27 protein-coding genes are annotated in these 23,216 nt (G+C 60.4%); 9 read left to right on the top strand and 18 right to left on the bottom strand.

The features are described from left to right. Positions 1-19: 19 nt before the first annotated feature. Positions 20-925, bottom strand: a complete 906-nt coding sequence (locus HKK55_RS07545) for a hypothetical protein (RefSeq protein ID WP_169354073.1) — start codon at positions 923-925, stop codon at positions 20-22. 434 nt (positions 926-1,359) lie between these two features. On the opposite strand from HKK55_RS07545, the gene HKK55_RS07540 reads away from it, so the two are divergent. Further along, positions 1,360-2,043: a response regulator transcription factor gene (locus tag HKK55_RS07540; RefSeq protein ID WP_010564812.1), complete on the top strand. Its 684-nt coding sequence runs from the start codon at positions 1,360-1,362 to the stop codon at positions 2,041-2,043. Continuing rightward, positions 2,021-3,415, top strand: coding sequence for a HAMP domain-containing sensor histidine kinase (locus HKK55_RS07535; RefSeq protein ID WP_169354072.1), 1,395 nt, complete (start codon positions 2,021-2,023; stop codon positions 3,413-3,415). The genes HKK55_RS07540 and HKK55_RS07535 overlap by 23 nt, the downstream gene beginning before the upstream one ends. A gap of 133 nt (positions 3,416-3,548) precedes the next feature. Here the strand turns inward: HKK55_RS07535 and HKK55_RS07530 are convergent, their stop codons facing one another. The 3 genes from HKK55_RS07530 to HKK55_RS07520 are packed head-to-tail and all read right to left on the bottom strand — an operon-like array spanning position 3,549 to position 5,805. Then, positions 3,549-3,965, bottom strand: a complete 417-nt coding sequence (locus HKK55_RS07530) for an SRPBCC family protein (RefSeq protein WP_169354071.1) — start codon at positions 3,963-3,965, stop codon at positions 3,549-3,551. 21 nt (positions 3,966-3,986) lie between these two features. Further along, positions 3,987-4,784, bottom strand: a complete 798-nt coding sequence (locus HKK55_RS07525) for an SDR family NAD(P)-dependent oxidoreductase (RefSeq protein ID WP_169354070.1) — start codon at positions 4,782-4,784, stop codon at positions 3,987-3,989. Between the two features lie 16 nt (positions 4,785-4,800). Beyond that, on the bottom strand, positions 4,801-5,805 hold the full coding sequence (locus tag HKK55_RS07520; RefSeq protein WP_169354069.1) for an aldo/keto reductase: 1,005 nt from the start codon (positions 5,803-5,805) through the stop codon (positions 4,801-4,803). 128 nt (positions 5,806-5,933) lie between these two features. Between HKK55_RS07520 and HKK55_RS07515 the strand changes: the two genes are divergently transcribed. Next, entirely contained in the window at positions 5,934-6,827 is an 894-nt protein-coding gene (locus HKK55_RS07515; RefSeq protein ID WP_169354068.1) for a LysR substrate-binding domain-containing protein, read from the top strand. 144 nt (positions 6,828-6,971) lie between these two features. Here the strand turns inward: HKK55_RS07515 and nadE are convergent, their stop codons facing one another. From nadE to HKK55_RS07500, 3 genes are read right to left on the bottom strand one after another with little or no spacing between them, the layout of a single operon-like run. Next, positions 6,972-7,787 carry an ammonia-dependent NAD(+) synthetase gene (nadE, locus tag HKK55_RS07510; protein WP_169354067.1) on the bottom strand — a complete coding sequence of 272 codons (816 nt, stop codon included), beginning with the start codon at positions 7,785-7,787 and terminating at the stop codon, positions 6,972-6,974. A 1-nt stretch (position 7,788) separates the two neighbouring features. Continuing rightward, positions 7,789-9,018, bottom strand: coding sequence for a nicotinate phosphoribosyltransferase (gene pncB, locus HKK55_RS07505; RefSeq protein ID WP_169354066.1), 1,230 nt, complete (start codon positions 9,016-9,018; stop codon positions 7,789-7,791). A 10-nt stretch (positions 9,019-9,028) separates the two neighbouring features. Then, complete coding sequence (locus tag HKK55_RS07500; RefSeq protein WP_169354065.1) at positions 9,029-9,676, bottom strand: nicotinamidase; 648 nt, start codon at positions 9,674-9,676, stop codon at positions 9,029-9,031. Between the two features lie 147 nt (positions 9,677-9,823). On the opposite strand from HKK55_RS07500, the gene HKK55_RS07495 reads away from it, so the two are divergent. Next, positions 9,824-10,516 (top strand): NUDIX hydrolase, encoded by a 693-nt coding sequence (locus HKK55_RS07495; protein WP_169354064.1) that lies wholly within the window; start codon positions 9,824-9,826, stop codon positions 10,514-10,516. Between the two features lie 12 nt (positions 10,517-10,528). Here HKK55_RS07495 and HKK55_RS07490 read toward each other — a convergent pair whose 3' ends face one another. Together HKK55_RS07490 and HKK55_RS07485 are read right to left on the bottom strand one after the other, a co-directional pair. Then, positions 10,529-11,302 (bottom strand): L-iditol 2-dehydrogenase, encoded by a 774-nt coding sequence (locus HKK55_RS07490; protein ID WP_169354063.1) that lies wholly within the window; start codon positions 11,300-11,302, stop codon positions 10,529-10,531. Positions 11,303-11,329: 27 nt separating this feature from the next. Next, on the bottom strand, positions 11,330-12,640 hold the full coding sequence (locus tag HKK55_RS07485) for a sugar ABC transporter substrate-binding protein (RefSeq protein WP_169354062.1): 1,311 nt from the start codon (positions 12,638-12,640) through the stop codon (positions 11,330-11,332). A gap of 236 nt (positions 12,641-12,876) precedes the next feature. On the opposite strand from HKK55_RS07485, the gene HKK55_RS07480 reads away from it, so the two are divergent. Further along, positions 12,877-13,824 (top strand): AraC family transcriptional regulator, encoded by a 948-nt coding sequence (locus HKK55_RS07480; RefSeq protein WP_169354061.1) that lies wholly within the window; start codon positions 12,877-12,879, stop codon positions 13,822-13,824. Here HKK55_RS07480 and HKK55_RS07475 read toward each other — a convergent pair. Then, entirely contained in the window at positions 13,794-14,603 is an 810-nt protein-coding gene (locus HKK55_RS07475; protein WP_169354060.1) for an aminoglycoside phosphotransferase family protein, read from the bottom strand. The two genes, HKK55_RS07480 and HKK55_RS07475, sit on opposite strands and share 31 nt — an antisense overlap. 225 nt (positions 14,604-14,828) lie before the next feature. Here HKK55_RS07475 and HKK55_RS07470 point away from each other — a divergent pair, with 225 nt between their 5' ends. Together HKK55_RS07470 and HKK55_RS07465 are read left to right on the top strand one after the other, a co-directional pair. Continuing rightward, positions 14,829-15,785 (top strand): nucleoside-specific channel-forming protein Tsx, encoded by a 957-nt coding sequence (locus HKK55_RS07470; RefSeq protein WP_169354059.1) that lies wholly within the window; start codon positions 14,829-14,831, stop codon positions 15,783-15,785. A gap of 30 nt (positions 15,786-15,815) precedes the next feature. Continuing rightward, positions 15,816-16,853, top strand: a complete 1,038-nt coding sequence (locus HKK55_RS07465) for a purine nucleoside permease (RefSeq protein WP_169354058.1) — start codon at positions 15,816-15,818, stop codon at positions 16,851-16,853. Between the two features lie 121 nt (positions 16,854-16,974). Here the strand turns inward: HKK55_RS07465 and HKK55_RS07460 are convergent, their stop codons facing one another. The 4 genes from HKK55_RS07460 to HKK55_RS07450 all read right to left on the bottom strand — a co-directional run bounded on the left by HKK55_RS07460 (position 16,975) and on the right by HKK55_RS07450 (position 19,209). Beyond that, on the bottom strand, positions 16,975-17,931 hold the full coding sequence (locus HKK55_RS07460) for a zinc-binding alcohol dehydrogenase family protein (protein ID WP_169354057.1): 957 nt from the start codon (positions 17,929-17,931) through the stop codon (positions 16,975-16,977). Between the two features lie 31 nt (positions 17,932-17,962). After that, entirely contained in the window at positions 17,963-18,136 is a 174-nt protein-coding gene (locus HKK55_RS07455; RefSeq protein ID WP_155585875.1) for a DUF1427 family protein, read from the bottom strand. A 70-nt stretch (positions 18,137-18,206) separates the two neighbouring features. After that, positions 18,207-18,332 (bottom strand): hypothetical protein, encoded by a 126-nt coding sequence (locus HKK55_RS29400; protein WP_272902584.1) that lies wholly within the window; start codon positions 18,330-18,332, stop codon positions 18,207-18,209. 115 nt (positions 18,333-18,447) lie between these two features. Further along, positions 18,448-19,209 (bottom strand): helix-turn-helix domain-containing protein, encoded by a 762-nt coding sequence (locus HKK55_RS07450; protein WP_169357802.1) that lies wholly within the window; start codon positions 19,207-19,209, stop codon positions 18,448-18,450. A 117-nt stretch (positions 19,210-19,326) separates the two neighbouring features. On the opposite strand from HKK55_RS07450, the gene HKK55_RS07445 reads away from it, so the two are divergent. Next, complete coding sequence (locus HKK55_RS07445; protein WP_169354056.1) at positions 19,327-19,563, top strand: DUF6555 family protein; 237 nt, start codon at positions 19,327-19,329, stop codon at positions 19,561-19,563. A 34-nt stretch (positions 19,564-19,597) separates the two neighbouring features. Here HKK55_RS07445 and HKK55_RS07440 read toward each other — a convergent pair whose 3' ends face one another. The 3 genes from HKK55_RS07440 to HKK55_RS07430 all read right to left on the bottom strand — a co-directional run bounded on the left by HKK55_RS07440 (position 19,598) and on the right by HKK55_RS07430 (position 20,808). Then, entirely contained in the window at positions 19,598-19,768 is a 171-nt protein-coding gene (locus HKK55_RS07440) for a metallothionein (RefSeq protein ID WP_169354055.1), read from the bottom strand. A gap of 91 nt (positions 19,769-19,859) precedes the next feature. Then, positions 19,860-20,312, bottom strand: coding sequence for a DMT family transporter (locus HKK55_RS07435; RefSeq protein ID WP_169354054.1), 453 nt, complete (start codon positions 20,310-20,312; stop codon positions 19,860-19,862). Positions 20,313-20,316: 4 nt separating this feature from the next. Further along, positions 20,317-20,808 (bottom strand): DMT family transporter, encoded by a 492-nt coding sequence (locus HKK55_RS07430; protein ID WP_169354053.1) that lies wholly within the window; start codon positions 20,806-20,808, stop codon positions 20,317-20,319. A 116-nt stretch (positions 20,809-20,924) separates the two neighbouring features. Here HKK55_RS07430 and HKK55_RS07425 point away from each other — a divergent pair, with 116 nt between their 5' ends. Next, positions 20,925-21,857 (top strand): LysR family transcriptional regulator, encoded by a 933-nt coding sequence (locus HKK55_RS07425; RefSeq protein WP_169354052.1) that lies wholly within the window; start codon positions 20,925-20,927, stop codon positions 21,855-21,857. 1 nt (position 21,858) lies between these two features. Here the strand turns inward: HKK55_RS07425 and HKK55_RS07420 are convergent, their stop codons facing one another. Continuing rightward, positions 21,859-23,178 carry an Nramp family divalent metal transporter gene (locus HKK55_RS07420; protein ID WP_169354051.1) on the bottom strand — a complete coding sequence of 440 codons (1,320 nt, stop codon included), beginning with the start codon at positions 23,176-23,178 and terminating at the stop codon, positions 21,859-21,861. Between the last annotated feature and the right edge of the window lie 38 nt (positions 23,179-23,216).

The raw sequence follows: 23,216 nt of genomic DNA, 5'->3' as shown, positions 1-23,216 counted from the left end.
GCATGACGTTCTCCCTAAGTTAACGAACGGACGTGGTGTAGGTTTCGGTTTCCAGGTACACCACGGCATCCCGGCGGCGGCCACCGAAGGTAGCGGCGAAGCTGGCAAAGAAGGCACCACACAGCAAAGCCACAAACATCCACAACGAAGTCCATGCAGCCACTTTGCTGGCGGTGTCAGCAGCCTGCTTGGCTTTCAACTTGGCGTCATCCACCGCTTTACGGGCCTGGCCATAGACCTGACCGACCCTACGTTCGGCATCGGCCTGGCTGAGGTTGGTCCGCTGGCTGATCAACTGCGCCAGGTAGGTGCGGTCTTCAGGGGCCAGTTGCCCATCGTTGCTCAGGGTGCGGGTAAAGATTCGATAAACCACACCATGCACTGCGTCATCACTGACCGATGCGGGGCGATCGTCACGGAACAGGCTGTCGACGTAATAGCCGAAGTCTTCACCGCTGGCGGCGTTGCCGGCCGCTTGGGTCATGCCACTGACCGCGCCCGACGCCACGCTGGCACCGGCCTGTACGCCACCGCCGACGATGCTGCTCACCGAGCCGACCACCAGCGTCGCAGTGATCAACGTCGCCACGGCCCAGGCCAGGAAGCCATGGGCGGTGTCGCGAAAGTACACCTCATCGCCATGCATATTGGCCCACTTCACCCGCAGTCGCCCGGCGATGTATCCGCCCAGGCCTGCCGCGACAATCTGGGTGAAGGCCAGCCAGACAATGGTTGAAATGCCGAGCCCCTTGGCGCTGATGCCGCTGTCGGACCACGGCGACACCGCCGAAAAGCCCAGGCCGAAGCCCAGCAGTATCAGGATCATCGACAGAGCCGCCGCCGCAGCCGCCCCGGCAAAGATCGCCCCCCAGGAAACCCCGGAGAGCGTGCTTGACTCTTGCAGCGTGGATGAGGATGTGATCATTGTTGTTTTGCTCCAGGCATGAAAAATGGTGTTACAACTGTCGAAAGGGACAGTGCAGGCTGCATGCCAGTAGCAAAAAATTAAAACCTCATACGTTTCAATTAGTTAAGTAATTTGAACTTCCTTAGGCCATGCAACTTGCAAGAAATGGCTGCTGAAGGCGGGCTTTATGCATTCTCTCTGTGGCGAGCGGGCTTGCCCGCGTTGGGCTGCGCAGCGGCCCGAAAAGAGCAGCACATATACTCAGTGAAAACGAAGTCTCAGGTTTCAGGGCTGCTACGCAGCCCAACGCGGGCAAGCCCGCTCGCCACAGAAGGCGGCGGGCCACAAAAATGTGGCATTTATGCCTACATGAATATTTTTTTAGGAAGCTGACTATCATTTCTTGGCAAAATGCCCCTACTTCAGTGTGAATTGCTCACCAGGTACTCCTTATGACCCGCATTTTGACCATCGAAGACGACGCCGTAACGGCCCGCGAGATCGTCGCTGAACTGAGTAGTCATGGACTGGACGTCGATTGGGTGGACAACGGCCGCGAAGGCCTGGTCCGCGCGGTCAGTGGCGATTACGATCTGATCACCCTCGACCGTATGCTCCCCGAACTGGATGGCCTGGCCATCGTCACCACCCTGCGCACCATCGGTGTGTCGACGCCGATCCTGATGATCAGCGCCCTCTCCGATGTCGACGAACGGGTGCGCGGCCTGCGGGCCGGTGGCGATGATTACCTGACCAAACCCTTCGCCTCCGACGAAATGGCGGCGCGGGTCGAGGTGCTGCTGCGACGCAAAAGCACGGTCAAGGAATTCGAAACCGCGCTGCGGGTGGCCGATCTGGAGCTCAACCTGATCAGCCGCGAAGCCAGCCGTGCCGATCAGCCCCTGAGCCTGTTGCCCACCGAATACAAACTGCTGGAATTCCTGATGCGCAACACCGGGCAGATCCTGTCGCGGATGATGATCTTCGAGGAAGTCTGGGGTTATCACTTCGACCCGGGCACCAACCTGATCGACGTACACATCGGTCGCCTGCGCAAGAAAATCGATCCCCCGGGCCTCACGCCGCTGATCCGCACGGTACGAGGCTCGGGTTATGTCATTGCTGAACCCCTCTAAGGGCTGGCGCTCTTCCAGCAGCCGCTTGCTGGCGCTGTACAGTTCGTTGTTCGTGGCCTGGAGCTGCATCCTCATGGGGGTGCTGTATTACGAGGTGTCGGGTTATTTGGGTGATCTGTCGCGCCATTCCCTGATGCAGCGTCAGCACCTGTTCCAACGCTTCGATGGCGAAGAGCTGGTGGAAGCGCTGACCACCAGCATGACCTTCGACATGAAAGGCGTAGACGCCTACGGCCTGTTCGACGAGCAGTTCAATCCCCTGAGTGGTCCCATCCGCGTGGTGCCTCCGGACCTGCCACTGGACGGGCACATCCACGCCCTCGCCAACTGCATCGACTCCGACGACCCGAAACTGCCCCGAGACAGTTGTGATGCTGTGGCCACCCATACCGGCGACGGCCGCTGGCTGATCTTGGTGCGGGAAAACGGCTCGCTGTTCGGTGTGACCCGGATCATCCTGCATGCCCTGCTCTGGGGGATTTCCCTGACCATCATCCCCGGTGCAGCCGGCTGGCATCTGTTGCGCCGGCGACCACTGCGCCGGATTCGCGGGATTCAGGCCAGCGCCGAGGCCATCGTCGCTGGCGACCTGACCCACCGCCTGCCGCTGTCCAATCGGCGTGATGAACTGGACATGCTGGCGGCGATCGTCAACGCCATGCTCGATCGCATCGAGAAACTGATGAACGAGGTCAAGGGCGTGTGCGACAACATTGCCCACGACCTGCGCACACCGCTGACCCGTCTGCGGGCGCAGTTGTATCGGATCAAGCAGCAGGCCGATGAAGACTCGCCCCACGCGCTGCAACTGGATGAAGTGATCAATGAGACCGATACGCTGATGGCGCGTTTTCGCGGGTTGCTGCGGATTTCCGAGCTGGAAGACCACCAACGCCGCTCTGGTTTCCTGGTGCTCGATCCCCTGCCCTTGCTGCGCGAACTTCACGACTTCTACCTCCCCCTGGCGGAAGAAGGCGAAATGCAGCTGCTGCTGGAAACCCCGGAATCGCTGCCGTGGATTACCGGTGACCGGGCCTTGCTGTTCGAAGCCCTGGCCAACCTGCTGAGCAACTCGATCAAATTCACCCCACCGGGCGGCTCGGTGATTCTGCGGGCAGTCAACGATGCCGGCAGTACACGAATTGAAGTCCTGGATTCGGGGCCTGGTATTCCCGAGGCGGAACGCAACTCCGTGTTCCAACGTTTCTATCGAGTGGAAGAAGGCAATCAACACGGCGGGTTTGGATTGGGATTGTCGATTGTCGCGGCGATCATCAACCTGCACGGCTTCAAGCTGGAAGTGGGCACCAGCGAGCTGGGCGGTGCGCGGCTAGTGCTGGAGTGTCGGCAGCAGTTGATGCCGGAAGCTTGAATACACCGCCGATCAAAAATGTGGGAGCGGGCTTGCTCGCGAATGCGGGCCAGCCAATACATCTGTCGACTGACACACCGCTTTCGCGAGCAAGCCCGCTCCCACATTAGATTCGTGTTGATTTTTAGATTGATCAGGCCGGGAAGTTGCCGCGCAACGCTTCAAGCCCACCGCTGTACACACCAGTGAACAACTCCTCCACCGCCGCGTCCGTCACACCGGCCACCGGCGTGAACACTCCGGACCACGTCACTTTCGCCGTGCTCTCGGTCAGCGCCTCAACCTTCAGGGTCGCTAAATACTCGTTCACCGGAAACGGCGATTCGCTGATGGAGTAGCTATAGGTACGCGCCGCTTCATCAAAGGTCTGCAGACGCTCAACCACCACGCCACCGTCAGCGGTTTGCAGGTGACGCACACGACCGCCATCGCTGGGCTCGCTCTTGGCGATAAAGGGCAGCCAATCCGGTAGCGAATTAAAGCCACCGACCAATTGCCAGACCTGTTCGGCCGACGCTGGAATTTCAATAACAGCAGATGCTTTTGCCACGATAAGACTCCAAAAAAATAGTTAGATCGCCATGCTGTCGACGACGCCGCCGTCAACCCGCAAAGCTGCGCCGGTGGTGGCCGAAGACAGCGGTGAAGCAATGTACGCCACCAGATTCGCCACTTCATCCACATTCGCCGCACGTTGAATGATCGAGGTCGGCCGGGCCTCACGCACAAACACATCGGCCTCCTCCCGCGCACTGCGCCCGGATTTCGCCGTGGCCTCCTTGAGCATCTCTTCCAGGCCGTCGGTAAAGGTCGGCCCCGGCAGGATCGCATTCACCGTCACACCCGTGCCCGCCAGGCGCTTGGCCAAACCGTGGGACACCGCCAGGTTGGCGCTTTTGGTGACGCCGTAGTTGATCATGTCCGCCGGCGTCGCCACACCCGATTCCGAGGACAGGAAAATCACCCGCCCCCAGCCCTGCTTGACCATGTCCGGCACATAATGCCGTGCCAGGCGCACTCCAGAGATGACGTTGACTTCATAAAAGCGCGTCCACTCGCTGTCCGGGGCGTCGAAGAAATCCACGTCGTTGAAGATCCCCAGATTGTTCACAAGGATGTCCGCTCGCGGTTCGGCAGCGAACAGCTTTTCTGCACCTTCGGCAGTGCCCAGGTCAGCCACCAACCCACGCAGTTGGGCGCCGGGGACCGCCTGGCGAATACTCGCCAGGGCCGCGTCCACCTTGCTCGATTCACGCCCGATCACCACCACCGTGGCACCGGATTCAGCCAGGGCCAGGCTGATGCCCAGGCCGATCCCGGCAGTGCTGCCACTGACGATTGCCAACTTGCCGCTTACATCGATTTTCATAAGTGAACTCCTGTGATTAGAGGGGCAATGGCGCACGGGCCGAAATCAATCGGGCGTCACGCAGGGCCTGCCAAAAGGCGGCTGGAATCTTTACTGACAACGCTGCGACGTCTTCGGCAAGACGCCCCGGACGACTGGCACCGGGAATCACCGCAGCCACGGCCGGATGGGCCAGGGAGAATTGCAGCGCAGCGGCTTTCACATCGACGCCGTGGGCCTGGGCGATGGCCTTGATCTGCTCGACTTTGTTGATGATCGCCGGGCTGGCTTTCTGGTATTCGAAATGCTCACCTCCGGCCAGGATCCCCGAACTGTAAGGGCCACCGACCACGATCTCGACGTTCTGGGCCAAGGCCGCATCCATCAGGCGTTGCAGGGCGCGCTCATGGTCCAGCAACGTGTAGCGACCGGCCAACAGGAAGCCGTCGGGCTGGGCTTCGGTCAGGTCCAGGGTCAGTTCGCAGGGTTCAACACGGTTAACCCCCAGGCCCCAGGCCTTAATGACACCTTCTTCACGCAGGCGGGTCAGCACTTTGAACGCGCCGGTGCGGGCCTGGTTGAAGTACTCCAGCCATTGGTCGCCGTAGAAGTCCTGAGCGATGTCGTGGATCCAGACAATGTCCAGGCGGTCGGTTTGCAGGCGCTTTAGGCTGTCTTCGATGGAGCGCAAGGTGGCGTCGGCGCTGTAATCATTGAGCATTTTGTTGGGGCGACCGTGTTCGAACACGCCGCTTTTCTCACCCAGGTCCCGGGCGCTTTCTTCCACTTCGTCGAGAATCAGCCGACCGACCTTGGTGCTGAGCACGTAGTCATCGCGGTTGTATTTCGACAGGGCCTGGCCCAGACGCAACTCCGACAGGCCAGAACCGTAGAACGGTGCGGTGTCGAAGTAACGCACGCCCTGGTTCCACGCCGCCTCGACGGTGGCCTGGGCTTCTTCCTCGGGAATGGCGCGGAACATGTTGCCCAAGGGGGCGGTGCCAAAACCCAGTACGCCGGGCAGTTTGTCTTTCAAACTCATGATTGGATCCTCAAAAGGTTCAAGGTCGTTGTGTGACCGTTGAGCAGATCCTAGATTGCTTCGATCAGACCGTCCAAGACATACTGCGACCTACTTGAGTCCTTTTACGTCTGAAGCATAGGCCTTACATGATTGATTTCCGCCAACTGCGCTACTTCGTTGTAGTCGCCGAAGAAGAACACGTGGGGCGCGCCGCCGAACGGTTGCACATCTCCCAGTCACCTTTGAGCCGGCAGATTGCCCAGTTGGAAGAACGCCTGGGCCTGACCCTGTTCGAACGCAGCCAACAGCGCATTCGCCTGACGCGGGATGGCCAGACCTTTCTCGCAGAAACCAAGGCGCTGCTCACCCACGCCAACCGGCTGGAGTCTTTAGGGCGTCGCCTGGGCCGAGGTGAAGAAGGTGGCTTGTGCATCGGTTACATTGAAAACGCCATGCATGCCGGTGTGCTGCCCAATGCCCTGAAAGTGCTGCGCGAGGCACGGCCCAACGTGCATATCGCGTTGTACAACCTGCCCTCCGGCGAGCAATTGGAAGGCCTGCGTCAACGTAGCCTGGATATCGCCCTGGTCGGTGAGCCGCCAGCGGCCGATGATCCGGACCTGTTGTCCTTCCAGGTGCTCGACGACCCAATGCTGCTGGCCTTGCCAGAGCATCACCCTTTGGCCAGCCAGGCCGAACTGCTGCCGCAGCACCTGGCCGACCAGCAATGGATCGGCGTACAGCGCAAACCCGGGACCGCTGACGATTTCGTCGCCGCCTGCATCCGCGCCGGCTTCACGCCGCAGATGCCGATGGAAGCCAGTGAGCCGTTTACTGCATTAGGGCTGGTAGCGTCGGGGTTGGGAGTGGCGATGGTGCAGAAGGGTTTGAGCCGGAACGCACCGCCGGGGGTGGTCTTGCGGGAGCTGCCCTGGCTGACCTACACCACACCGTTGTGGGCGGCGTGGCATCGGATCAATTTGAGGCCGTTGGTGGAGACGTTCAGGCAGGTGCTGACGGGGCCTGCGCACGATCTATAAGCCAATATCAATCCAATGTGGGAGCTGGTTGCCTGCGATGGCGGTTGCAGGGCTTTCGGGGAATTCAAGAAATGTGTAGATACCCATGGCTATCGCAGGCAAGCCAGCTCCCACATTTGACCTCATTGTCAGGTCTGTATCATTTCAAGTCGGTGTGATGGGCAACGCTCGCTTGTGAGCCGTCTTCAGGTAGGCACTTTCAACAACCCCCCTCACTCGCTCACTCACCACCTCGCCCATCAGGTACGCGTCAATCTCGTCATAACTGCACCCATACGCCAGCTCGTCCAGCTTGCCTGGCGCCAGTTCCTCAAGATCAGCCGTCGGCGGTTTAGCCACCAACTGCGCCGGCCCACCGAGCGCCGCCGCCAGCAACCGAACCTGTGTTTTAGTCAGCCCCGACAACGGCGCCAGATCGCAAGCACCATCACCAAACTTGGTAAAAAAGCCCATCAACGCTTCAGCACCATGATCAGTGCCCACCACCAATCCATTGTGCAAATTGGCCACCGCATACTGAGCCATCATCCGCGCCCGGGCCTTGACGTTGCCCTTGATAAAGTCGATACGCTCGGCACTGACATTGGCGGTAGTCAGGCTGCCCATCAGCCCATCGACACAGGCGGCGATGTTCAAGGTTTCGATCAAGTCCGGCGCGATAAAGTCCAGTGACGCCTGGGCATCGCGTTCATCAGCCTGGGTCTTGTAAGGCAAGCGCATGGCGATAAAGCGGGCGTCGTAGTCTTCACGGCGCAGTTGCTCCACCGCCCGCTGGCACAAGCGCCCGGCCGCCAGTGAATCAACGCCGCCGCTGATCCCCAGCACCAGGGCCTTGCAGCCCGACTGGCGCAAGGTGCTCTTGATGAAGGCTATGCGCCGTTGCAGTTCCTCGCCCTCTCCCCCTTTGACCAGCATCCGGTTGATATTCAGTTCCCGGGCAATACGCGCCTGAGTTTCCATGTCACACCCCCAGCTTCGGATTGACGTTACCCACGTTGAACACCTGCGCCGCGTACTGCAAAAACGAGGCGTCTTCGCAGACATTCTTGATCGGGTCATCGGAGAATTTCACCACCGGCTCGCCGTGCACCCGCACCAGCTTCATGACGATGCTCAACGGCTCCACACCGTCGACATCACACGCCAGGCTGGTGCCCATGCCGAACCCGAACTTGGCCTTGCCACGCACGTGCCGCAGGATCGGCAGGCATTTCTCGAAGTTCAGGCCGTCGGAGAACATCAGGTCCTTGGTCATCGGATCAATGCCCAGCTCCTGGTAGCGGGCCAGGACCTTGTCGGCCCAGACGATGGGGTCACCGGAATCCTGGCGCAGCCCGTCATACAGCTTGGCGAAGTACAGGTCGAAATCCTTGAGGAAAAAGTCGGTGCTGATGCAATCGGTCAGGGCAATCCCCAGACGCCCACGGTATTCGCGCACCCAGTTTTCCAGCGCCGCGTTTTGGCTCTCGCGTAACCGCCCCAGTTGCTGGTGCACCATCAGCCATTGGTGGGCCATGGTGCCGATCAGCGGCAAGTCGAATTCGTAGGCCAGGTGGGCGTTGCTGGTGCCGATAAACTTGCCGGGGAAGTCGCGGGCCATGATGTTGACCACTTCCCGCTGGGCCTTGAACGACAACCGGCGCCGGGTGGAAAAGTCCGAGACTCGCAGATCGGCCAACTCCTCCTGACTGAGGTTTTTCTCCAGCCAATCAAACTTCTGGTAGAGCTTGCGAGTCACGTCTTCCAGGGTCACGTCCGGGTACTTGTCGCGGTTGCGCAACTCACTGACCAGGGCCAATACCGGCTGTTCGAACATGATGCAGTGCAGCATCGGGCCGATCACCCGGATGCTCAGTTGGCCATCGACTTCACTGACATGGATATAGCGCAGGTTGAAGCGGAACAGGCCGAGGAATTGCTCGAAATCCGGGGTCAGGTACTCACGAAAACGCTTGTTGAACAGAAAGCGCAATTCACCTTCGCGCATGTGCAGGTCGGCGAGCTTCTCAAGCTCCAGGCGCAGCTCGGGAATCAGGTGCCCGAGTTTCTCCTTGGCGCGCACGATGAACTGGTATTCCACATCCACATTAGGGTGCTGGTGCAACACAGCCTGCATCATGGTGAAGGTGTAGTAGTCGGTGTCCAGCAGGCCCTGGATCACACCGTTTTCATAGTCGAATGCACTTTCCATGGGCTTCTCCTTAACGCGTGGCCAATGCGGCCAGTTCTTCCCGGGTGCTGCTGATGGCAGCGCCGGCTTGCAGCAGGTGGTTGACGGCCTGCACCCCACCCTCCTCGCTGATGCCTCGGCAGGCCGGCAAGTGCAGAATCACTTCAAAGCCGGCCTTGAGCAGTTGCAGCGCAGTGGTCTTGACGCAGTAGTCCAGGGCCAGGCCGCCGACCAAAACACGGGTGATGCCCTGGGCGTTCAGGTACTCGATGACGCCGGTGGACAGCTTGTCGTGCAGGTCGTGGTAGCAGGCGCCGTAGGGGTGCAGGTCGGGCTCGACACCCTTCCAGATGAAGTAGTCGTAGTCATAGGGCGCTGGCAATTCGTCCAGCAAGGTGAAGCCTTCGGTACCCGGCACGCAGTGGCTGACCCAGGTGAGGTCGGCGTGTGCCAGGCCGGTAGGTTGCAGCATCTCGCTGTGTTGCTTGACCACCCAGGGCGCCTGCGGGGCGTGGGCGTCCTTGCTGCCGACCCGGTGGCTGGCGAGGCTGGCCATGTAGTTGAGCTCGGCGCCAATCTGGTCACCGCCCGCCACCGGTAACTCATTGGGGCACAGTGGCGTGAAGCTCTTTTGTGGGTCGACGTCGAATGAGGCGATGGTGTTTTTCGAGATGGTCATTTTCGAGTTCTCCTCTGTCATGGAAATAAAAGTACACGTCATGTACTTTAACTGCAAGAAACATTTAGTTATCTATGCTGAGTCAAGTACATGACATAGCCGCCTGATCCGTTAGACTGTGCCCTACCCTGTTTACAAGGACTTCACATGCCCCTTAGTGCCTACCTTCACACCGTCGACCTGTGCGTACTGTTTTATTGCCGTGTCTCGGGGGAATTGAAGCTGCTGCTGAATCAGCGTGAAGCCGATCCCTTCGTCGGGCATTGGGCGCTGCCAGGAGTGGTGGTGAACGGCGGGGTGCAAGATCTGAGCCTCAAGGATGCGGTGGAGCGCTTGCGCGCCAGTGACAAGGTCGGCCTGCCCCTGGTCTGGAGCGAGCAAGTGGGCACCGTTGGCGATGCCTTCCGCGACCCACGCTGCTGGTCGTCATCCACCTACTATCTGGCGATCGTTGATCAAGAATCGCCGCTAGGCGCACATCAGGCCTGGTTCTCCCTCAAGGACGTGGCCAATGGCAGCATCAAGCTGCCCTTCGATCACAACGTCATCGTCGCCGCAGTGCTGGAGCGGCTGTTTTCCAAGTCGCTGTACAGCAACTTGCCGCTGCTGTTTTTGGGGAGTGAATTCAGTGCGCCGGAAGCCACCACGATTTTCTCGTTGGTGCTGGCAAGGCCAGTGCTCAAGACCAGCATTCGCCAGCGCTTGCTGAAGCTGACTGAGGCGGGGTATTTGCGGGAAACAGGGCGCAAAAAGCATGGCGATGGCGGCAGGCCCCAGGCGACGGTGGAGAACCTGAAGCCTGGGGAGATTTATTTCTTTGATCGCAGCTTTTCTGAATAAGTGGGCACCGGCTCAGTTCATCCAGTTCCCACCATCCACGTTATAGGTCTGCGCCACCACGTAATCGGCGTCCTTGGAGGCGAGGAAAATCGCCATGCCGGTGAGGTCTTCCGCCGTGCCCATCCGCCCAAACGGCACCTCGGCCCCTACGCGTTTTTTCTTCTCGCCCAACGGTAAACCTTCGTGCCTGGCGAACAGCGCATCCACCCCGTCCCAATGTTCGCCATCCACCACGCCGGGGGCGATGGCGTTCACGTTGATCCCCTGCTTGATCAGGTTCAGCCCGGCGGATTGGGTCAGGCTGATCACCGCCGCCTTGCTCGCGCAGTATACCGCCACCAGCGCCTCGCCCCGGCGCCCGGCCTGGCTGGCCATGTTGATGATCTTGCCGCCGTGGCCCTGCTGGATCATCTGCCGCGCGGCGGACTGCAGGGTGAACAGCGTACCGGCGACGTTGATGGAGAACAGGCGGTCGAAGCTTTCCCGGGTGATGTCGACGATAGGTGCCAGGTCGAACAGCGCGGCATTGTTGACCAGGATGTCGAGCTTGCCGGTCTGGGCCACCACCGCCGCAATGGAGGCGTCGATGGAGGCTTGGTCCGTGACGTCCATCTCTACCGCGTAAGCCATCGGGCCCAGCTCCGCCGCCGTGGCCTGGGCGCGCTGCAGGTTGATATCGGCGATGGCCACGGTCGCGCCCTCGGCAATATAGGCCTGGGCAAAGGTTCGACCGATGCCACGGGCGGACCCAGTGATCAGTGCGCTTTTACCTTCCAGTCGTTTCATTGAATGTTCATCCGTCTTGAAAAGTGATTACTTCGGATATCCGGCGCGTTTCATCTCGCGCTCGGTGGTGGACTGCGCCTGGGCCAGAGCCTGGTCGACAGTCATCCCGCCGGTAAGCGCGGCCGAGAACAGCTTGCCCACGGAGGTGCCGATAGCCTGGAACTCGGGAATGGTCACGTACTGGATGCCCACGTACGGCACCGGCTGCGCGGAGGGATGCGCCGGGTCAGCGTGCTGCATCATCTGCAAGGTGACTTTGGCAAACGGTGCGGCCTTCAAGTACGCCTCGTTGTATGTCGACTGGCGGGTGCCCGGCGGTACGTTGGTGATGCCTTCCTTGTCAGCCACCAACTGGATGTAGTCCTTGGACGTGGCCCAGGTGATAAAGGCCTTCGCCGCGTCTTTATGCTTGGAAGTGGCGGGTATCGCCAAGGACCATGCGTACAGCCAGGACGAACCCTTGTCGGTTACTTCGGTGGGCGCCGCGACAAAGCCAACACGATCGGCAACCTTGCTTTGGGTGGTGTCGGTGGTGAAGGAGCCGGCGACGCTGGCATCCACCCAGATCGCACACTTGCCGCTGTTGAACAGCGCCAGGGTTTCGTTGAAACCGTTGCTCGATACGCCGGGTGGACCGTACTTCTTGAGGGTATCAACGTAGAAATTTGCCGCGGCAGTCCACTCGGGACTGGTGAGCTGCGGCTTCCATTGCTCGTCGAACCAGCGCGCGCCAAAGGCATTGGCCATGGTGCTCAGCAACGCAGTGTTCTCACCCCACCCCGCCTTGCCCCGCAAGCACATGCCGTACTGGTCTTTTGCCGGGGCGTGCAGTTTGGCGGCGAACTCGCCGAGCTGGGTCCAGGTGGGATGTTCCGGCATGCTCAGGCCGGCTTGCTGGAACAGGTCGGTGCGGTAATAAGTCACGGTGCTTTCGCCATAGAACGGCAAGGCGTAGAGGGTGTTATTGACCGACAAGCCCTGGCGTACCGACGGGAAGATATCGTCAACGTCGTACTCGGGAGGCAGTTGGGTCAGCGGCTCCAACCAGTGCTTGGCGGCCCATAGCGGGGTTTCATAGGTGCCGATGGTCAGTACGTCGAACTGACCGCCCTGGGTGGCGATGTCGGTGGTCAGGCGTTGGCGAAGGACGTTCTCTTCCAGCACCACCCAGTTGAGTTTCACCTCGGGATGCTGCTGTTCGAACACCTTGGAGAGCCGCTGCATGCGGATCATGTCGCTGTTGTTGACCGTGGCGATGGTGACGGTGTCTGCTGCGTGGCTGGTCATGGCCACTGACAGACCCGTGATCAGTAAAAGCGCTTTCGGGATCTTGATCATGCTGCTCTCCACCCCGCGCCGTGGGCAACGGGAGCTATTGTTTTTATTTTTGACGGCTCGATTACAGCAGCTCGGAAAGGCTCGGACAAACGCGTGGCGGATGCTGTTCTGGTACTTTTTTAACCGGACGAACATGGATCAAAAAAGTATCAGTGGCGGGTAAAACCTGGAGTAGCCACCGCTTGCCCAAAGAGCGTATTTTGGTGCTATTCCAAGACCCCATAAGGGCCATATCCATGCCTGACAGCCGCACCGCCCTGTTCGAGCAACGTCCTGCCGAGCTGGAAGTGATTCTGCCTGAAGCCGAACATGGCTTTCGCTGGTATGAACACGACTATCCCTACGACCTCGCCCGCTGGAATCACCACCCTGAATTCGAGATCCACCTGATCCGCCAAGGCAGCGGCAAGTTGGTGGCGGGTGACTATATTGGTGCGTTTGGCGCCGGCCATGTGGCGCTGATCGGCCCCGACCTGCCCCATGACTGGATTGGCGACCTAGCGCCCGATGAATATCTGACAGGACGTGATGTGGTGCTGCAATTCGATGGTGCGGCGCTGCTGGCACTACGTGGCACGCTGCCGGAGTTGGGGGATCTGCAAGGGCTGTTTGAACGGGCACGGCGTGGCCTGGAATTTACCGGTGAGACGGCTACTCGCGCGGCAGAACTGCTTGAGGCCATCGGGCCGGCGCAAGGGCTCGACCGTCTGATTCTGTTTATGCAGTTGCTACAAACCCTGGTCCAGGCACCGTCACAGGAGTCTCATGCACTGGCCAGCGCTTGCTACACGCCGACCCTGGATGCCCGCAGTTCCGAGCGCATCCACAAGGCTTTCGACTACCTGATGACAGAGCTGACCGGCGATGTGCGCCTGTCGGTGATCGCCCAGCGCTTGAAGATGAGCGAGCCAGGCTTCTCGCGTTTTTTCAAACGGGTCACCGGCCACGGCTTTATTGATCTGATGCGCAAGTTCAGGGTGCAGCGCGCCTGCCGGCTGTTATTGCAGACCGAAATGTCGGTGGCCGATATCTGCTTTGAAGTGGGCTACGCTAACCTCTCCAACTTCAATCGGCACTTTCGTATCGAGATGCACCAGACGCCCAGCGAATATCGACGCGAAACCGCGCTGTACCTGTTTCATCGCAATGGCGATCAGGCGTTGCCGTTTACCAAGGCGCATTGAGCCAAGCGTGCCACGTCCAGCTCGACATCGGCCCGTTCCCGTTCGCCATCCTCCAGAAACCAGGCGGCTGACAACCCGGCGTGGGCCACAACCCATTGCAGCAGACGCTGGCGTGTCAGTCCGGCGGCCTCTGTAATGACCTCGACCTGCCGGCTGAAACGCGCCGGATCAGCGCAGGTGGGCAAGTCCGGGTTGCAGATCAAATTGGCGTAGTCGTAGCCCCGTTCGCCCATCACCCGCTTCGGGTCGATGGCCAGCCAGCCCTGCGGGCCGAAGTCGAGGATGTTGTCGTGGTGCACATCGCCGTGCAGCACCACGATGTCCTGCGGTGAAGCCAATAGCGTGCGCGCCGTCGCTGCACAGTCGAGCAACAGCCCGCCTTCGTGCTCAGCGGCAGTCCATAGCGACTCAAACCACCGCTCCAGGGAAAACAACCCTGGCGGCGGTGACGGCCTCGGCGCATGCAACCGGGCGACGGTGGCGCAGGCGATACGGCTGGCTTCGTCGTCCTGGCCATTGAGGGCCATCTGCCTCAAGGAACCCGTCCCAGTGGCGCGCTCCATCACCAGTGCATTGCCGTCATGGGCGAAAACCCGCGCTGCGCCCTCACCCGCCCACCAGCTCATCAGCAAGCCGCCGAGTTTTTCTTCAGGTGTATGGGCGATTTTCAGCATCGCAGGCAGACCTTGCCAGCGCACCGGCAGCAGGTGACTGCCAGGAGTGATGATGGCATCGCCGTCCGTCGTCAGATTCCAGCGTTGTAAATAGTGCTCAAACATCCGAGGGCTCTCTGTTCATTGCCCGACAGGATGCCATAAGCGGGCACTCACGTTTCTGACCAAAAGGTCGGCTAATTCGACATTTTTCTATCCACTTCAAGCAATTGACAAAAGTTGGTACAGCCTGTGCAAACGTTTGCGAATCGAACTTGACCGCCAACTGGCGACATGTTCACCCCACACCCGGTGAATCGGGTCCAAACCGCGTACGAACAGGGATTTTCAATGCAATCAACCTCCAGACGCCCCACGTCGACCACCACTTTGGGTGTTTCCTTGCTACTGGCTGCCGTTACGGGAGTACTCAGCGCGCCCAGTTTTGGGCAGCAAGCGCCCGTTGATGATTCAGCACAGGGCGAAACCCTGGCCCCGGAAGCCAGTCCAGCGAAAAAAGGCGTTTACCTGTCGGACTGGTTCAACCAGGACCTGACGGTCATTGGCAGCAAAGACATCAGCTTCGGCCCAAAACCTGCTGACGACGTTTATCTGGAGTACGAATACTTCGGCCGCAAAGGGCCCTTCGAGCTCTATGGCTACATCGACATACCGAAGATCTTCGGCATCGGTAACGCCAATGACAAAGGCGCCTGGGACCACGGTTCACCGGTGTTCATGGAGCACGAGCCACGTATCTCCATCGACTACCTGGCCGGCCGCAGCCTGGCCATCGGGCCGTTCAAGGAATGGTACGTCGCCTTCGACTGGATCTACGACCACGGCAGCAACAAGGCCAACCGCGCCAACACCCTCTACAGCGGCCTGGGCACTGACATCGAAACCCACTCGCGGGTCAACCTGTCGGCCAACTTCTATGGGCGCTACCAGTGGGAAAACTACGGCGCCAGCAACGAATATTCCTGGGACGGCTACCGCGCACAAATGAAGTACATCGTGCCCATCAGCAGCTTTGATAACGGCGCGTCGCTCACCTATATCGGTTTTACCAACTACGATTTCGGTTCGGACTTGCACAAGGACAACCCGGCGCGTACCGCCAACTCCCTGGTTGCAACCAACGTGCTGTTGTATTCCTTCACTCACCTGCGCTTCACCCTGGTGGGTCGTTACTTCCACAACGGCGGCAACTGGGAAGACGGCAGTGAGCTGAATTTCGGCGACGGTAATTTCCGCGCCCGGTCCAATGGCTGGGGTTACTACGCCGGTGTGGGCTATCAATTCTGAGTGTGCGTTTACTTGATAAAGGAGAAATGGATGACTACGTTTGCCCGCCTTTCAATCGCCATCGGCCTGGCCGTGGGTTCGCTGTTGCCCCAGGCAGTGCTGGCCAATACCCCGGCACCGATCAAACCCAAAGTGGTGCTGATCACCATGTTCGCCCCCGAGGCGCAGAACTGGATTGATCGCCTGGAACTCAAGCAGGAAGTCCGCGTACCGGGCTTGTCCGCTGAATATCCAGTGATCCGCTGCAACACCCAGGACGTGTGCCTGCTGGTAACCGGCATGGGCCAAACCAACGCCGCCGCTTCCACCCTGGCCCTGGCATTGTCGCCCAAGTTCGACCTGCGCCAGAGCTACTTCCTGATCGCCGGGATTGCCGGGATCAGCCCGAAACACGGCACCATCGGCACGGCCGCGTGGGCCCATTACCTGGTGGAGTTCGGTACGCAATGGGAGCTGGATTCCCGGGACGCACCCAAGGATTGGCCGACCGGTTACATCGGCATCAACACCAAGGGCCCGAATGAAAAACCACCGCTGGACTACAAGACTGAAGTCTTCGAGCTGAACCCGAAACTGCAAGCCAAGGCCTTTGCCCTGTCGCACAAGGTCGAACTCAGTGAAAGCAAGGAATCCACGGCGTGGCGCAAGCATTATCCGAATGCCCCAGCCAACCAGCCACCCCAGGTCACCCAGTGCGACACCGTGGCGGGCAACACCTGGTTCTCCGGGACGCGCCTGAGCGAGCGCGCCGAAGTCTGGACCAAACTGCTGACGGATAATAAAGGCGAGTACTGCACCACCCAGCAGGAAGACAACTCCACCTATGAAGCGCTGCTGCGAGCCAGCCGTGAAGGCCTGGTGGATATGCAGCGCCTGGCCGTGGTGCGTGCCGGGTCTGATTTTGATCGGCCATACCCGGGTTACAGCGAAGTGGACAACCTGCTGAAATATGCGGACCAGGGCGGTTTTGTGCCGGCGCTGGAGAACCTGTACCGCACGGGTAACCCGTTGGTGCAGGCGATTCTGAAGAACTGGTCGGCGTGGGAGAAAGGGGTTCCTGAGGCCTAACCTCCCGGCACCAGAGATCAAATGTGGGAGCGGGCTTGCTCGCGAATGCGTAGTGTCAATCGACGAATATGTCGGCTGGTACACCGCATTCGCGAGCAAGCCCGCTCCCACACTGACCGTGTCAAGGCAGGAAGATAATCTTGTCCGCACTGCCCCGATTCACTTCCTCGTAGCACTTCACCCCTTGCGCCAGCGGCACCTCCCGCAAGCCCGTCGGCAATGGCAACAACCCTTCATCGAAGAATCGCCCGAACTGCTCCAGCATCAGCGCACAGGCCTCGCTGTTGTAGAGCAACGAATTGATCCCCACCACCGAGCCACCCTTGCGGTACAACGCCAGGGCGGGCAGTTGCACATGGCCGTCCACCGGAGCGGCTATGATCGCGATGCGACCAAAGGGCGCCAGGGCCGAAACCGCCGCTGGCAGCCAGAAACCGGTGGTGTCGAAGATCACATCAGCGCCGCCCAATACCGCGCTCACCTGCGCCGCCAAGTCTTCAGGCTTGTCCAAGGCAATCGCGTCAAAGCCTTGAGCCCTCAACGCCTCGACCTGCTCGGGGCGACGCACCGCCGCCAGCACCTGCGCTCCACGAATTTTCGCCAGGGCCAGGGCCGCACTGCCCACCGCACCATTGGCTCCTATCACCAGTAACCGCGTGCCCTTGCCTACCCCGCTACGCTCTAGGGCATCCCAAGCCGTGGTGTACGGCACACCAAGGCTGGCCGCCTGGGCAAAGCTCAGATGACTGGGCTTGTGGGCCACGCCCTTGGCCGACACCGTGAGGTACTGGCTGTGGGAACCGTCAGCGAAGAAACCCAGGTCACGACCGGTGCCCCAGACTTCCTGGCCCAGCAGGTCCTGCGGGCCTTCCACCACCACGCCGGCAAAATCACGACCGGGAATACGCGGCAACGTGGTGTAGGGGAAACGTCCGAGCACATTCTTGACATCGCTGGGGTTCAACCCGGCGGCTTTGACCTGTACCAAAACCTCACCGGCAGCCGGCACCGGTGTGGGCACCTCGACGTAGTCCAGGGCAGCGAGATCGCCAGTGGCGGAAAATTGCAGTGCTTTCATGTGGCAAATATTCCTTGAAAGTCAGAAAAGTTCAGGACAACCAGCCGCTGATCAATTGTCGGCCCATGGGCCAGAGCTTTTCACCCATGAGCATGCCCATCAGCCCAACCAGGGCAATGGCCGGCGGCGCAGGCGAGCGAAAGTCCAGGGCACCGTAAAGCACGCCGACAAACAGGCCGATGGCCAGGGAAATCAGGTAACTCATGGGGCACTCCGCAGCGGTAGTCGATGCGGTCAGTTTAGGGAGGAGCGGCCGACACAATCGGCCAAGTACTTCAGGATTTCGGCCAACCCTCTAAAAACACCATCTTGAACCTCACCGGGAAAGCACGCCCCCCGCAGCTGTCGAGCGCCAGCGAGGCTGCGTAGGCCATACCGCTGCCATCGACAATCACTGGCATCAAGGTGCTCCTTACGCAGCCTCGCTGGCGCTCGACAGCTGCTACGGGGTCTTGCCGGGTGAGGTTCAAGACGGTATCTACGGGGTGGGGTGGCTCACTACGGGAAAACGCTGCCTCAGGTGCGGTATTGCGACGGCGCCATGCCCAGTTCGCGGCGAAACATGTCGCTGAAACTGCTGGGGGAATAGCCCAGGGAACGGGCGATACCGCTGACCGACTGGCCCTGGATCAACTCGGCCACGGCGGTGGCCAGTTGCACCTGTCGACGCCATTCAGCAAAGCCCATACCCAGGCTGATCTGAAACAGACGCGCCAGGGTGCGCACGCTGGCGCCGGCCATTTCGGCGTGCTGCTCGAAGGGAATGTCCAGGGAGGGCGCCGCCATCACCGCCTGGCAGGCATTCAGCAAACGTCGGTCGGCACCTTCAGGCAAGGCGATGCGGATGGCCGAGCGCCGGGCGCGCTGCAGTTCCAGCAGGGCCAGGCCCACGACGGCGTCGTAGTAGGCATCAAAGCGGTCGCCCTGCTCCACCAGCGTCACGATCAATTCGCGCAACAGGCCGCCGACCTCGATCACCTGCACCTGGCTGTCCAACGTCGCCGCCAGGGCCGGGCGCAAATAGATATTGCGCATCTGCAAGTCCGAGACCACGCGAATCGCGTGCTCCACACCCGGCGGCAGCCACACCGCCCGCTGTGGCGGCACCACCAGCGCTTCCCGCGGTGTCTCGACCCACATCACCCCGCTCATGGCGTAGAGCAACTGGCCCCAGTCATGCTGATGAGGCTCCACATACAGCCCACGCGGGTACGTGCGCGCCAGAGGCTGAACGGGGACGCCGTGATCGCTGAGGTCGGGAGGTGCGGCAAGGGCCATGGACGGCACATCACTCAAGGCTGGAACCGCCATGTTAATGATCAACGGCCGACAATCCGAGTGAATTTTTACAACGCCACGGGATCACTTAAAGACACAAGGAGGGTCAACGGATCCATGAACAACGCAAAGCTTTTCGTCATCGACTACACGCTGCACGGCCAACCCAAGTCTTTCATCATCCGCCTGGAAAAACTCGACACGCCCGAAGCCTGGCATTGGGCAAGCTGCGATGCCGGTGTGGGCCGAATCGGCCGGTTTGCCCGAGAGCAGGTGAAGAAGACCAGCCCGCTCCAGGCTCAACAGTTCGGCATCGAAAATGTGCAATGGCGCCGCTCGGATGGGCAGCTGTAAGAGCGAGCCTGCTCGCTCTTACAATCCGTTCACGCTAGCCGTGGGCTGACTTGGCGCACTCGCATCCAGCCGACGAAGCGCACGGTTCACCATGGGCATGGTGATCGGCGCAGCCCTGGCAGCAATAACTCTTGCCGTCTTTCATCACCGCGTTGTTTCCCACCAGGCAATTGCAGTGTGGGCAAGCACAGGTTTGCTGTTGCATGATCAGACTCCTTTTTCGTGGTCGTCCAGGTAGCGGCGAACACCGACACCTTAAGCAGTGACTCCGGGCCTGAGCCCAGGGTTCAAAGGCATTAGTCCGCGCGTGCGCTGCTGCGGTACATGAACACCAGGGCCAACGCCAGGCAGAGCATCGCGACAATCCGGCTGCCGGACAGCTCGATGGCCGGGTTGCCGAGCCATCCGAAGTTATCGATCAACATGCCCATGCCCAACTGCCCGACGATCACCGCCACCGTCGCCACGGCCGTGCCGACAATCGGCACCGCACCCACCATAACCATCATGTACACCACCCCGAACAACGCGCCGGTCAGTTGCCACTTCGGCACATCGAGCAGGCTGACAACATGGGCCGGCTCAAAAAACACAATCAGCAGGCCGGTACTGATCGCGCCCACCACAAAGGTCAGCAGACTGCTGCGCAGCACGCCCACTGTTTGCCCCAGACGCCCATTGATCGCCGCCTGCACACTCAATACCGCACCAGCGGCTACCACCAACACCAACAACAGAATCAGATTCATCGCCTCAACCTCGCGCTATCAAAACCAGTGCAACCACAATCAACGCCAACGCCATCCAGCGCTCTCCATTGACCCGTTTACGCACCGTGTCGAACCAGCCGAAATGGTCGATCAACACGCTCTTGCCCACCTGGCCGGAGAGGATCGCGATCATGGTCATGGCAATGCCGATATGCGGCGTGGCCAGGGTCAGTACCACCACGTACATCGGCCCCAGGAAACCGCCGATCAACTGCCAGCGCGGCAGGTCAGTCAGCGCCGGGCCTTTTTGCCGGCCGCTGAACAGCAACAGCAAAAACAGAATCGCCGAGCCGACGCCGAAGATACTCAAGGTCGCCCACAAGTGCCCGACCTGCACACCCAGAGGCCCCAGCAAGCCGGCCTCCACCGACAACCCCATGCCGGCGAAAATCACCAGCGGCAATAACAACAAGCGCAGCACCGTCTTGGGCTTGGCCGAAGCCGCACCCACACCATCAAGAGTTGAAACCTGCATACACCACCTGCGTGTCAGAGAATAAACATGGCGTGCATTATCGGGTGGCCGAGCTATGCGATAAATGGGAGCATACAGACAACACCTTTGCGCATTACGCACAGCACGGAGTCATCATGCAGGGCTTGAACGAGTTGAGTTTTAAGACACTTCGCCTGTTTGTCGCAGTGCTGGACTACGGCAGTTTTTCCGAAGTCGCCCGTCGTGAAGGCTTGGCTCCCTCCTCCATCTCCCGGCAGATCCAGTTGATGGAACAAGCCTTGAGCCAACAATTGTTGTATCGCCACACCCGCGCCGTCAGCCCCACCGAAGCCGGTCGCCTGCTGGGTCAGCACGCGCGCTTGATGCTCGAACAGCTGGAAGCGGCCGGCCAAGCCTTGCAGGAGCAGGACAGCGAGCCCAGCGGCCTGGTACGGATCAATGCACCCATGGTGTTTGGCCAGCGTCATCTATCACCCTGGCTGGGCGAGTTGTGCAGGCGCTATCCCAAGTTGCAATTGGATATCCAGCAAACCGACACCTATGTCGACCCGCTGCAAGACGGCACCGACCTGCTGTTTCGCATCGGCGTGCTCAACGACTCCGGTATGCAGGCGCGCATCTTTGCCCCCCAACGGTTCCGCATCGCTGCCAGCCCAGCTTACCTGGCGAAGTTCGGCACGCCCCAACATCCCGATAATCTGGTGAACCACCAATGCCTGGCCTACAAAGGTGTGACCGGCCAGCAACGCTGGTTTTTCCGTCGCGGCCAGAGCGACTGGACGCCCTACAGCGTCAAAGGCCCGATCACCGGCAACCACGCCGATACCCTCACCCACGCCGCCGAGCAAGGGCTGGGGTTGGTGGTGTTTCCGTCGTGGCTGATCGGCGAAAGCCTGCGTGCCGGGACGTTACAGGCGGTGCTGACGGACTATGAAGTGGCGACAACCCTGGAACCACAGCAAATCGCCGCGCTGTGGCCCGGCAGCCGACGGTTGTCGTTAAAGGTACGCACGGTGATCGACTACTTCGTCGAATGCTTCGGGCCGGTGCCGTACTGGGATCGCTGACTCAAAACAACCACTGCCCGATCAGCCAGGCATTCGCTGCGCTGATCACGGCAAACAGGCTCCAGGCCAATAGCCGCGTCGGCAGGCGATTGACGAACGGCCCCATGAGTTTTTTATCGCCGGTCATACGAATCAATGGATACAACGCAAACGGTAGCTGCAGGCTGAGTACCACTTGGCTGAGGATCAGCAATTTGCCGATGGCGCTGTCCCCCATCAGCCACACCCCGAGAAACGCCGGGATCAGCGCCAGGCCACGGGTGATCAGGCGCCGTTGCCAGCAGGGAATCCGCAGGTTGAGGTAGCCCTCCATGATCACCTGCCCGGCAATGGTGCCGGTGAACGTGGAACTCTGCCCGGACGCCAGCAACGCCACGCCGAACAGCACACTGGCGAAGGCGCCACCCACCAGCGGGTCCAACAGGTGGTAGGCGTCCTGGATTTCCACCACCTCGGTGTGACCGGTCTGGTGGAAGGCTGCGGCGGCCAGGATCAGGATCGCTGCATTGACCAGCAACGCCAGGGCCAGGGAGCCGATGGTGTCGATCCGCGCCAGCTTGACCGCGTCCTGGCGGCTGGCCAAGTCCTTGCCGAACAACCGGGTTTGCACGATAGAGGTGTGTAGGTACAGGTTATGCGGCATCACCGTCGCACCGAGAATCCCGATAGCCAGGTACAACGGCGCAGCGTCACTGATGGCCGACAACGACGGCGTGAACCCCCGGAACACGTCCGGCCAGTAAGGTTTGATCAACACCAGCTCGACAAAAAAACACACGCCGATGGTCGCCACCAGCGCCAGCATGATCGCTTCCAGCCGACGAAAACCGCGATTTTGCAGGGCCAGGATCAGCAGCGTATCGAAGGCGGTAATGACAATCCCGGTGGTCAGCGACACCCCCAGCAGCAAGTGGAACGCCAGGGCACACCCGAGGACTTCGGCCAGGTCAGTGGCAATGATCGAGATTTCCGCCAATATCCACTGGGTGAACGACGCACGCTTGCTGTAGCGCTCGCGGCTCAGTTGCGCCAGGTCCTTGCCGGTGGCGATGCCCAACCGCGAGCACAGGCACTGCACCGCCATCCCCGCGAGGCTAGCCAGCAGCACCACGAATAGCAGGTTGTAGCCGTAGCGTGAGCCGGCCTCGATGGCCGTGGCCCAGTTGCCCGGGTCCATGTAGCCGATGGAAACCAACAGGCCGGGCCCGGCAAATGCGAAGACCCGCTTGAAAAACGAAGCCCTGGGGTCGACGACAATAGTGCCGGCCACTTCCGGTGGGCAGAACGGGGCAGTAGCGACTTTCGGCAGGTTGAATTTCACGCGGGTACCCGGCAAACACACAAGACAAGGCCGCAGCT

Origin of the sequence: Pseudomonas sp. ADAK18 (assembly GCF_012935695.1) — a bacterium.
GTDB lineage: Bacteria > Pseudomonadota > Gammaproteobacteria > Pseudomonadales > Pseudomonadaceae > Aquipseudomonas.
This window is presented reverse-complemented; position numbering and strand designations above follow the sequence as displayed.